The sequence below is a fragment of the Oceanobacillus indicireducens genome (assembly GCF_014647195.1).
In the GTDB taxonomy this organism is placed as follows: domain Bacteria; phylum Bacillota; class Bacilli; order Bacillales; family Amphibacillaceae; genus Oceanobacillus; species Oceanobacillus indicireducens.
In genome coordinates, this window is the sequence record NZ_BMOS01000024.1 from 22,348 (window position 1) to 34,683 (window position 12,336).

A 12,336-nucleotide genomic window follows, 5' to 3' on the forward strand; every position below is an offset into this window, starting at 1 on the left:
GGAATAATTAAGATAGATTATTCTCTAGTCCTCACTAATTGTTATACGTTAGTTCCGTAAAAAAATCAATTATTGTCCAGCGTTTTTCTCAATAATTTCTTGAGAGATGCTCTTCGGTACTTCTTCATAATGATCGAATGTCATTGTATACGTACCCCGACCTTGAGTATTAGAACGTAGAGCTGTTGCGTAACCAAACATTTCAGAGAGTGGCACGTACGCTTTAACAAGCTGTGCGTTATCGCGAGCTTCCATTCCTTCAATACGTCCACGACGGGAAGTTACGTCACCCATGATGTCTCCCATGTATTCCTCTGGAATAACAATTTCAACATACATCATCGGCTCAAGCAGAACTGGATTACATTTGTTCTTCGCTGCTTTTAATGCCATTGAAGCTGCAATCTTAAACGCCATTTCGTTAGAGTCAACATCGTGATAGCTACCATCATATAGTGTTGCCTTCACATCGATTAATGGATATCCAGCTAATACACCAGTTTCAAGTGCTTCTTCGATACCTTGCTCAACAGATGGGATATACTCACGAGGAACAACCCCACCAACAATAGCGTTTTTGAATTCAAATCCAGCACCTTCATCATTCGGCTCAAACTTAATCCAAACGTGTCCGTATTGTCCACGTCCACCAGATTGACGAATGAATTTACCTTCTACTTCCGCAGGTGTACGGAATGTTTCACGGTAAGCAACTTGTGGTGCACCAACGTTAGCCTCTACTTTGAACTCACGTTTCAAACGGTCAACAATAACGTCAAGGTGAAGTTCACCCATTCCCGAGATGATCGTTTGACCAGTTTCCGAGTTTGTTTCCGTCTTGAATGTCGGATCCTCTTCAGCAAGTTTCGCTAGCGCTGTCCCCATCTTATCTTGGTCTGCTTTCGTCTTCGGCTCAATTGCTACCTGGATTACCGGCTCAGGGAATTCCATAGACTCTAAGATAACTGGGTTTTTTTCATCGCAAAGCGTATCCCCAGTTGCAGTGTCTTTTAGTCCAACTGCTGCGGCAATTTCTCCAGCGTAAGCAACAGAAATTTCCTCACGGGAGTTAGCGTGCATCTGAAGGATACGACCAACACGTTCACGTTTGTCTTTCACTGTGTTTTTCACGTAGGAACCGGACTCTAACATCCCAGAGTAAACACGGAAGAATGTCAATTTACCAACGAACGGGTCAGTCATTACTTTAAATGCCAACGCAGCAAATGGTGCATTGTCATCTGATTCACGTGTAACTTCTTCTTCTGATCCTGGAACGATACCTTCGATTGCAGCAACATCTGTTGGAGCTGGAAGGTAGTCAATTACACCATCAAGAAGTAATTGTACACCTTTGTTCTTGAATGCAGAACCACAGAATACCGGGTAGAAATCTACGGATAGAGTAGCTTGACGAATTGCTTTTTTCAATTCATCTTCTGTGATCTCTTCACCTTCAAGATATTTCATCATTAAATCTTCGTCTGTTTCAGCAACAGCTTCGATTAATTCTGCACGAAGCTCTTCAGCCTGGTCTTTTAACTCAGCAGGGATTTCGGTTGCTTCATCGACTGTACCTAAATCATCTTTATAGAAGTGAGCTTCCATTTTGATTAAGTCAATGATTCCATTAAATTCGTCCTCTGCACCAATTGGCATTTGAACTGGATGTGCATTCGCACCTAAACGGTCTACCAACGTTTTAGTTGCATATAAGAAATCAGCACCTGTTTTATCCATTTTGTTAATGAATACCATTCTTGGTACACCATATGTTGTAGCTTGGCGCCATACTTGTTCCGTTTGCGGTTCAACACCAGATTGTGCATCAAGAACCGTCACCGCACCATCAAGAACTCTTAGTGAACGCTCAACTTCAACTGTGAAGTCCACGTGCCCTGGAGTATCAATAATATTGATTCGATGGTTTTTCCATTGAGCTGTTGTAGCAGCGGATGTGATTGTAATTCCACGTTCCTGCTCCTGCTCCATCCAGTCCATTTGTGACGCACCTTCGTGCGTTTCACCAAGTTTGTGAATACGTCCTGTATAGAAAAGAATACGCTCGGTTGTAGTGGTTTTACCAGCATCGATATGTGCCATAATCCCAATATTTCGCGTCTTTTCCAAGGAGAACTCTCTAGCCATGTATTCTTCTCCTTCCTATTAAGTGCTTTTATTAGTTTAATCTTACCAACGATAGTGAGCGAATGCTTTGTTCGCTTCTGCCATCTTATGCATTTCTTCACGGCGTCTAACTGCTGCGCCCGTGTTGTTAGAAGCATCGATTATTTCATTAGCAAGTCTATCTTCCATTGTTTTCTCACCGCGCAGACGGGAGTAATTTACAAGATAACGTAAACCTAAAGCTTGACGACGTTCTGGACGAACTTCAATCGGTACTTGATAGTTAGATCCCCCAACACGACGTGCACGCACTTCAAGTACAGGCATTACATTCTTCATTGCTTGTTCGAAAACTTCCATTGGATCTTGTCCTGTACGCTCTTGAACAAGGTTGAATGCTTTATAAAGTATCTTTTGCGCTTTACCTCTCTTCCCGTCAACCATAATTTGGTTGATGAGGCGAGTAACTAACTTTGAGTTATAAAGTGGATCTGGTAAGACATCGCGCTTAGGTACTGGTCCTTTACGTGGCATATGTCTACCTCCTTTCTTCTCTATCTGATTTCAAGCATTATTAATTTTCTTTCGGTTTTTTCGCACCGTACTTGGAACGTCCTTGCATACGTCCTTCCACACCTGCAGTGTCAAGTGCACCGCGGACTACGTGATAACGTACCCCAGGCAAGTCTTTTACACGTCCACCGCGAAGTAAAACAACGCTGTGTTCTTGTAAGTTGTGACCAATTCCAGGGATGTATGCAGTAACTTCCATATTATTAGATAAACGAACACGTGCATATTTACGTAATGCTGAGTTCGGCTTCTTAGGAGTTAGTGTACCAACACGAGTACATACACCACGTTTTTGCGGGGAGTTTAGTTTTGTGAACTGCTTTTTAAAGCTGTTGTATCCTACGTTAAGTGCAGGAGAGTCATACTTTTTCGGCTTGCTCACACGACCTTTACGAATTAATTGGTTAATTGTAGGCATTTTATATTTTCCTCCTTTCTCTTCATTTATGAATAATTGCAATGTGCTATTTAGAAGTGAGATGTAACACCACACATCCAGGTGGTTCATTCTAAGGTAAAAAAGAATGATTGGTAGAAAATCCACCAAAACTTTTCTTTACTGCTATAGTGAAGCACCAACTTCTTAAACGTTTGCTTCGATCCTCTAAAAATAACAAGTGGAATCGGAAGCACCTTGAATATAGTAACATTGACGCTTTTCAAAGTCAATATTTTCTTTGTAAATTTTCAGGTGCTTCCAGATTTTTTCACTTATTTAGCTTAAACCTTTCGACCGGTTATTGTACAGTTTCTTCCGTCTCTTCGAATTCCTCTAATTCAGGCTGATCTAATCCAGCTTCAATTGTGCGGTATTGTTGCATACCTGTACCTGCCGGAACAAGCTTACCGATAATGACGTTTTCCTTCAGGCCGAGGAGCTCATCACGTTTTCCTTTAATTGCAGCATCTGTAAGAACACGTGTTGTTTCTTGGAAGGATGCGGCAGATAAGAAGGAATCTGTTTCAAGAGAAGCTTTTGTAATCCCCAACAGGACTGGTTTTCCAATCGCAGGATTTCCACCGTTTAGAAGTACTGGTTTGTTAATTTCCCTGAACTGATGTAATTCTAACAAGGCGCCTGGCAGAGCGTCGGTATCTCCTGCGTTAATAACACGGATTTTACGAAGCATTTGACGTACCATTACTTCGACGTGCTTATCGCCAATTTCAACACCTTGCATCCGGTATACCCGTTGCACTTCACGCAATAGGTAATCTTGAACACCTTCGACACCTTTTACGCGTAGTAATTCTTTCGGGTCAACTGAACCCTCTGTCAGTTCTTGACCTGCTTCCACTTGGTCACCTTCTGACACTTTCATTCTGGCGTTATATGGCACAGAATAGGAGCGTTGCTCAACCGGACTTTGGATCACAATTTCGTACTTGTCTTTCGTTTCTTTAATTTCTTGGACAGTACCTGCGATTTCCGTAATTGCGGCTTCCCCTTTTGGATTACGCGCTTCAAATAATTCTTGAATACGCGGTAAACCTTGGGTAATATCATCTCCTGCAACCCCACCAGTGTGGAATGTACGCATCGTTAACTGTGTACCTGGTTCACCGATGGACTGAGCAGCGATAATACCAACCGCTTCTCCAACTTCCACATCCGAACCCGTTGCAAGATTTCGTCCATAACATTTCTGACAAACGCCATGTTTTGTATTACATGTGAACGCAGTACGAATCGTGACTTCTTCGATACCAGCATTAATGATTTCTTTCGCCTGGTCTTCGCTAATCATTTCGTTATGCCCAACAATGACTGTTTTATTTTCCGGATGAACAACATCGTTGAATGCTGTACGTCCTACCAAACGGTCAAATAGTGGTTCAATTACTTCCGATCCATCTTCCAGGGATTTCACGACAAGTCCACGGTCTGTTCCGCAGTCTTCTTCACGGATAATAACATCTTGCGCAACGTCCACGAGACGTCTCGTCAAGTAACCGGAGTCCGCCGTCTTAAGCGCCGTGTCCGCCAGTCCTTTACGAGCACCGTGTGTCGAGATGAAGTATTCAAGAACTGTTAATCCTTCACGGAAGCTAGACTTGATTGGAAGTTCAATAATCTTACCAGACGGGTCAGCCATGAGTCCACGCATACCAGCAAGCTGTGTGAAGTTGGACGCGTTACCTCTCGCTCCAGAATCACTCATCATGTAAATCGGGTTCTGGTTATCGAGGGACTCCATCAGTTTCTCCTGAATGTAATCCTTCGCCTGTGTCCAGATTGCAATAACACGATCATAGCGTTCTTCTTCTGTTACAAGCCCGCGACGGAACTGCTTGAGTACCTTATCGACTTTCTCCTGTGCTTCATCCAGAATCTTCTCTTTACCCGGCAAGACGACGATATCTGAGATACCTACTGTCATACCAGCTTTTGTCGAGTATTTGAAACCTAAGTCCTTCATGCGGTCAAGCATTTTAGATGTTTCAATAATCTTAAAGCGTTTAAAGACTTCAGCGATAATATCGCCAAGGAAACCTTTCTTAAACGGCTTAACAATTTCACTGTTTTTAATTAATTCTGTTACATCTGCTCCCGTTTTTACAAAGAATTTATCTGGTGTTTTTTGCTCCAGATTTGTCCGTGTTGGTTCATTAATATACGGGAAAGAGTCTGGTAGTATTTCATTGAAGATCAGTTTTCCAACGGTTGTAATTAATAGTTGGTTGTTCTGCTCTTCTGTAAATGTCTTGTTATTTAAACTTCCCGCTTGAACAGCGACTCTCGTATGCAGGTGGACATTTCCATTATAGTAAGACATGAGCGCTTCACTCGTGTCTTTGAAAATACTTCCTTCACCGATTGCACCTTCACGTTCTAGTGTTAGGTAATAGTTACCTAAAACCATATCCTGTGAAGGAGTAACGACAGGCTTACCATCCTTAGGGTTAAGGATATTCTGTGCCGCTAGCATGAGAAGGCGCGCTTCCGCCTGAGCTTCAGCGGATAATGGAACGTGAACAGCCATCTGGTCTCCGTCAAAGTCAGCATTATAAGCTGTACATACGAGCGGATGCAAGTGAATTGCGCGACCATCTACGAGTGTTGGCTCAAATGCCTGGATTCCTAAACGGTGCAGGGTAGGTGCACGGTTTAAAAGCACTGGATGTTCCTTAATCACTTCTTCCAGTACATCCCATACATCCGGATGAACCCGTTCAATTTTACGTTTTGCAGATTTAATGTTGTGCGCAAGTCCTCGATCAACCAATTCCTTCATAATGAACGGTTTGAATAGTTCAAGCGCCATTTCTCTTGGTAATCCACATTGATACATTTTTAAATTAGGACCAACTACGATAACCGAACGTCCGGAGTAGTCCACACGTTTTCCGAGCAGGTTTTGACGGAAACGACCTTGCTTCCCTTTCAGCATATGAGAGAGAGATTTTAATGGTCGGTTTCCTGGACCAGTAACCGGTCGACCTCTACGTCCGTTATCAATTAGCGCATCCACCGCTTCTTGAAGCATTCTTTTTTCGTTTTGCACAATAATACCTGGTGCTCCGAGGTCTAGTAATCTTTTCAGACGGTTGTTTCTGTTGATTACACGACGGTATAAGTCGTTCAAGTCGGATGTTGCAAAGCGGCCACCATCAAGTTGTACCATTGGGCGGATTTCTGGAGGAATAACCGGTAGGACGTCTAAAACCATCCAATCCGGTTCATTTCCGGAATGACGAAAAGCTTCCATGACTTCAAGACGCTTGATTGCCCTCGTTCTGCGTTGTCCTTGAGCAGTTTTTAGTTCTTCACGCAATGCTTTTACTTCTTTATCCAAATCAATATCCTGGAGAAGCTTACGAATTGCTTCCGCACCCATTTCAGCCCGAAAGGATTTTCCGTATTTATCATAATACGCCCGATATTCTTTCTCGGATAATAGTTGTTTTTTCTCAAGTGGTGTGTTGCCTGAATCTGTAACAATATAAGCAGCAAAGTAAATGACTTCTTCTAAAGCTCGTGGTGACATATCAAGTACTAATCCCATCCGGCTTGGAATTCCTTTGAAATACCAAATGTGGGATACCGGTGCAGCAAGTTCAATATGCCCCATTCTTTCACGTCGTACTTTTGCTTTTGTCACTTCTACTCCACAGCGATCACATACGACACCTTTGTATCTAACACGCTTGTATTTTCCGCAATGACATTCCCAGTCCTTTTGCGGACCGAAAATTCTTTCACAGAACAGGCCATCTTTTTCCGGTTTCAGCGTTCGATAGTTAATTGTTTCTGGTTTCTTCACTTCACCGAAAGACCACGAACGGATTTTCTCAGGGGAAGCTAAACCAATTTTCATATATTCAAACGTATTTACATCTAGCAAGGGGCAATCCTCCCTTATTTAGTGTGCTGTATTTATATAAGAGAAGGAGAATTGATAGCCCATTATCAATTCTCACTCCTTTTTAATTTTAGATAGTCATAACATCTTAATTTTCTTCAATATCTAAATTGAGTTTGGATGCTGCTTGAACCTCTTCATCTTCCAACTCACGCATATCGATTTCATCTTCTTGGCTGTTCAGCATTTTCACATCAAGTCCTAAACTCTGAAGTTCTTTTATCAATACTTTGAATGATTCAGGAACTCCTGGTTCTGGGACATTATGCCCTTTTACAATCGACTCATATGTTTTCACTCGGCCGACCGTGTCGTCGGATTTAACGGTTAGGATTTCTTGAAGGGTGTATGCAGCACCATATGCTTCAAGAGCCCAAACTTCCATCTCCCCGAAACGCTGACCACCAAATTGTGCTTTACCTCCGAGTGGCTGCTGGGTAACAAGTGAATATGGTCCAGTTGAACGGGCGTGTAGCTTGTCGTCGACCATATGTGCTAGTTTTAGCATATACATGACTCCAACAGATACACGGGTATCAAATGGTTCACCTGTTCTTCCGTCATAAAGGACGGTCTTCGCATCTCGTGCCATCCCAGCTTCTTCCATCGTGGCGTAAACATCTTCTTCTGTTGCCCCGTCAAATACTGGTGATGCAACATGAAGGCCAAGTAGTCTTGCAGCCATTCCAAGATGAAGTTCAAACACTTGTCCGATGTTCATTCTTGATGGCACTCCAAGCGGGTTCAACATAATATCAATCGGTGTTCCGTCTGGCATGAACGGCATATCTTCTTCCGGTAAAATCTTCGAGATAACACCTTTGTTACCGTGACGACCGGCCATTTTATCTCCTTCAGAGATCTTCCGTTTCTGAACGATGTAGACGCGAACGAGCTGGTTCACACCTGGTGATAACTCATCTCCGTCTTCCCTGTTAAAGACTCGAACGTCAAGGATAATTCCTCCGCCTCCATGTGGTACACGTAGGGATGTATCTCTTACTTCACGTGCCTTTTCTCCAAAGATAGCATGAAGTAGACGCTCTTCAGCAGAAAGTTCGGTAACGCCTTTAGGGGTTACTTTACCTACCAGAATATCGCCGTCTTTCACTTCAGCCCCGACTCGGATAATTCCTTCTTCATCAAGGTTCTTCAGTGCCTCTTCCCCGACGTTTGGAATATCTCTTGTAATTTCTTCCGGACCAAGCTTCGTATCCCGAGCTTCTAGTTCAAATTCTTCAATATGAATGGATGTATATACGTCATCTTTTACAAGTCGCTCGCTCATGATGATCGCATCTTCATAGTTATAACCTTCCCAGGTCATGAATCCTACTAATACGTTACGACCAAGTGCAAGTTCTCCAAGTTCCATGGATGGTCCATCTGCAAGGACTTCACCTCTTGTTACGCGGTCTCCCTCTGTAACGATTGGACGTTGGTTATAACACGTTCCTTGGTTTGTACGCTGGAACTTTTCCATTCTGTACGTATCTGTATCACCTTCTACTTCTTTGCCGTCGACTTCAGAAATGCGGCGAACGACAACCTCTTTTGCTTCAACACGTTCAACAATTCCACCATGGCGGCAAATGACAGCAGCTCCAGAGTCTTTACCGTTCACATACTCCATGCCCGTACCAACAATTGGAGATTCCGGAACAAGTAATGGAACAGCCTGTTTCTGCATGTTCGCTCCCATTAGTGCACGGTTCGAGTCATCATTCTCAAGGAATGGGATACATGCCGTCGCTGCAGAAACAACCTGCTTTGGCGACACATCCATATAATCGATCTTTTCGCGAGATACGACGATGTTATCTTCACGGAAACGAGCAATTACCTCTTCATTGACAAAGCGATTATCCTCATCTAATGGAGCGTTCGCTTGTGCAACAATATAGTTATCCTGCTCATCAGCCGTCAGATAATCGATTTGATCTGTTACTTGACCGGTTTCAGGGTCAACGCGACGATAAGGGGATTCGATAAATCCAAATTTATTCACTTTTGCATAACTCGACAAGGAGTTGATTAGACCAATGTTCGGGCCCTCCGGTGTCTCGATTGGACACATACGGCCGTAGTGAGAATAGTGTACGTCACGTACTTCGAATCCTGCTCGTTCACGAGTCAATCCACCTGGTCCAAGCGCAGATAGACGGCGCTTATGCGTTAGCTCCCCTAGTGGGTTCGTTTGGTCCATGAACTGGGATAGCTGTGAACTACCAAAGAACTCTTTAATCGATGCAATGACAGGACGAATGTTAATCAGTTGTTGCGGCGTGACACTTGACGTATCTTGAATAGACATTCTTTCACGCACTACACGCTCCATACGAGATAAACCAATTCGGAACTGGTTTTGTAAGAGTTCGCCAACCGAGCGCAAACGACGATTCCCTAAATGGTCGATGTCATCTACATCGCCTACATTATGCAATTGGTTAAAGAAGTAACTGATCGATGCTAGGATGTCTGCTGGTGTAATGTTTTTAATATCTCTATCTACACCGCCGTTTCCAATGATTGTTAACTCCCGTTCACCTTCCGGGTCTGTCGGATCAATAATTCGAATCGATTGCAGTACAATATCTTCATCTAACACACCGTCATGCGGGCTGAAGGTTTTCTCTCCCAGCTTATCTTCTTCTCTTTCAAGAAGCGGGATTAATTTGTCTAATAATTTACGCTCTAGACGATCGCCTTTTTCCGCAAGAACTTCTCCAGTTTCCGGGTCAGCAATTGTTTCAGCCAACACTTGGTTGAACAGACGGTTTTTGATGTTTAGTTTTTTATTCATTTTATAACGACCTACATGTGCCAGGTCATAACGCTTTGGATCGAAAAAGCGTGTCACTAAAAGGTTTTTCGCGTTTTCAACTGTTGGCGGCTCACCTGGGCGAAGGCGTTCGTAAATTTCTAGTAATGCTTTTTCAGTTGTTTCTGTATTATCTTTTTCAAGGGTGTTTCTCAAGTACTCATTATCACCGAGCAATTCAAGGATTTCCTGATCTGTACCAAATCCTAATGCACGTAATAACACTGTAATCGGTAATTTCCGAGTCCGGTCAATCCGGACAAAAGCGACGTCTTTTGCATCTGTCTCAAACTCTAGCCAAGCACCACGGTTCGGAATAACAGTGGCTTGCACACCGCGTTTACCATTCTTATCAAATTTGTCACTGAAATACACACTTGGGGAACGTACAAGCTGTGAGACGATAACACGCTCAGCTCCGTTAATGATGAACGTTCCTGTCTCAGTCATCAATGGGAAGTCGCCCATGAACACTTCTTGTTCCTTCACTTCTCCGGTTTCATTGTTTAATAAACGAACCCGTACTCGAAGCGGGGCATTATAGGTCACATCTCTTTCCTTTGATTCGTCTACAGGATAGTTAGGCTCACCTAGACTATAATCTACAAATTCCAATGAAAGGTTTCCGGTGAAATCTTCAATCGGTGAAATATCTCTGAACATTTCCCGCAACCCTTCTTCCATGAACCATTCATAAGAAGCGGTTTGAATTTCGATTAAATTTGGCAGCTCTAACACTTCACTGATACGTGCATAGCTTCTACGCTGGCGATGCTTGCCATATTGAACTAGTTGTCCTGTCAACTGCTTCACCCCTTAAAATCTTATGTTTTCGCAGATAATCTTCTACGGATTTTTCATAAAATAAAACTTCATTACAGTGGAAGTTTTTGCTCTTCTTCCACTGAATGTTAGTTGAATTAATCATGGTGTCAGCTACCGTATCCTCCGCTTAAAAAGATTTGATAATCTCCCCACTTTGCAGCGAGGGGTTACGGACGATCGCACCTTGAAATAAATAAAACGAGAATGGAAACATAAACCAATTTCGTTTTATTGCATATGCACTTCTTCTATATGTTTACACCTACATTTAGCACTGTATTTTTCTAAGAAAATAAAATACAGTTGTACAACTCGTTTAAATTTTGGTAAACTATATGAAGAAATATTAATCAAGCTCTCTAGAATACTTCATCCATTGTCTCCGTCCACAGATAAAATATACGTTTACAGTCATATAATCCACGTTCGGACTTGACAAATGGAGCCAATCTTAGCATTATAGTATGTTACCATAATGAAGCCGGCAGGTCAAACTTTAAATGCCCTTAGAATATAATAACCTTTTTTTCTATCAACGACTTCTACGTTTCCAAATAGTTCGTTGATTTTTTTCTGTGCAGATGGTGCACCTTGTTTCTTTTGGATGACTACCCATAATTCACCGTTTTTTACTAAAGCTCTTTCAGCTCCCGCAAACATTCCATGGACGACATCCTTGCCCGCGCGAATTGGCGGGTTCGTGATCACCGCAGCAAATGTTCTTTCTTTCAGTCCCGAAAAACGGTCACTGTTTACAACTTCCACATTCGTTAAATTGTTTTCTTCCGCATTTTCTGCCGCTAACCGGATTGCTCTTTCATTCACATCGGCGAGTACTATATTTCTTTCAGGAAAAGCTCCTGCTAAAGAAATTCCGATCGGTCCATAACCACAACCAAGATCTAATAAGTCTCCTCGAACAGATGGCTCGTTAAAGCTCTCAATCAGCAAACGTGAACCAAAATCAATTCCGTTTTTAGAGAAAACATTCGTATCACTTGTGAAAGTATACATTTGATTGCGTAATTCAGCTTTCCAGGTTTTTGGTGAACTGTCTGTATGAGGCTTTTTTGAATAGTAATGCTCAGTCATTCGGAACACCACGCTTCTAAATTATCATTATTGTGCGTAAGGTAAGGTTTTCGGCCAGCACCTTAGAAGTGATTGTAATGGAATAGATATATGAAGAAAAAATGTTATGAACAAGAGCCCGTCGACATGAACGACGAGCTCTTTATTAGAATAAACTTATTTAACTTCTACTTCAGCGCCAGCTTCTTCAAGCTTACCTTTAACTTCTTCAGCTTCTTCTTTCGCTACGCCTTCTTTGATTGCTTTTGGAGCGTTATCCACAAGGTCTTTCGCATCTTTAAGTCCAAGACCAGTGATTTCACGAACTGCTTTAACAACTTTAATCTTAGAAGCGCCTGCTCCTGTAAGAACAACATCAAATTCTGATTGCTCTTCAGCAGCTCCGCCACCAGCAGCCCCGCCTGCAACTGCAACTGGAGCAGCAGCAGTTACGCCAAACTCTTCCTCAATAGCTTTTACTAAGTCGTTTAATTCTAAAACGGACATTTCTTTAATCGCACTAATCATTTCTTCTTTAGTCATGATTTAAATCCT

General features: G+C 42.5%; 7 protein-coding genes. All 7 read right to left on the reverse strand.

All coding sequences use genetic code 11. The annotated features are described in order from the left end of the window. Positions 1-69: 69 nt before the first annotated feature. Complete coding sequence (gene fusA, locus IEX94_RS14355; RefSeq protein WP_156857274.1) at positions 70-2,148, reverse strand: elongation factor G; 2,079 nt, start codon at positions 2,146-2,148, stop codon at positions 70-72. 42 nt (positions 2,149-2,190) lie between these two features. Further along, positions 2,191-2,661 carry a 30S ribosomal protein S7 gene (gene rpsG / locus IEX94_RS14360; RefSeq protein ID WP_156857275.1) on the reverse strand — a complete coding sequence of 157 codons (471 nt, stop codon included), beginning with the start codon at positions 2,659-2,661 and terminating at the stop codon, positions 2,191-2,193. 40 nt (positions 2,662-2,701) lie between these two features. Further along, positions 2,702-3,118, reverse strand: a complete 417-nt coding sequence (gene rpsL, locus IEX94_RS14365) for a 30S ribosomal protein S12 (protein ID WP_156857276.1) — start codon at positions 3,116-3,118, stop codon at positions 2,702-2,704. Positions 3,119-3,437: 319 nt separating this feature from the next. After that, positions 3,438-7,046: a DNA-directed RNA polymerase subunit beta' gene (rpoC, locus tag IEX94_RS14370; RefSeq protein WP_188858465.1), complete on the reverse strand. Its 3,609-nt coding sequence runs from the start codon at positions 7,044-7,046 to the stop codon at positions 3,438-3,440. 106 nt (positions 7,047-7,152) lie between these two features. Further along, positions 7,153-10,689, reverse strand: coding sequence for a DNA-directed RNA polymerase subunit beta (gene rpoB, locus IEX94_RS14375; RefSeq protein WP_156857278.1), 3,537 nt, complete (start codon positions 10,687-10,689; stop codon positions 7,153-7,155). Positions 10,690-11,199: 510 nt separating this feature from the next. After that, the gene (locus IEX94_RS14380; RefSeq protein ID WP_156857279.1) at positions 11,200-11,802 is read right to left on the reverse strand and encodes a class I SAM-dependent methyltransferase; all 603 of its coding nucleotides are present in this window, start codon (positions 11,800-11,802) and stop codon (positions 11,200-11,202) included. A 156-nt stretch (positions 11,803-11,958) separates the two neighbouring features. Beyond that, positions 11,959-12,324 (reverse strand): 50S ribosomal protein L7/L12, encoded by a 366-nt coding sequence (gene rplL, locus IEX94_RS14385; protein ID WP_156857280.1) that lies wholly within the window; start codon positions 12,322-12,324, stop codon positions 11,959-11,961. Between the last annotated feature and the right edge of the window lie 12 nt (positions 12,325-12,336).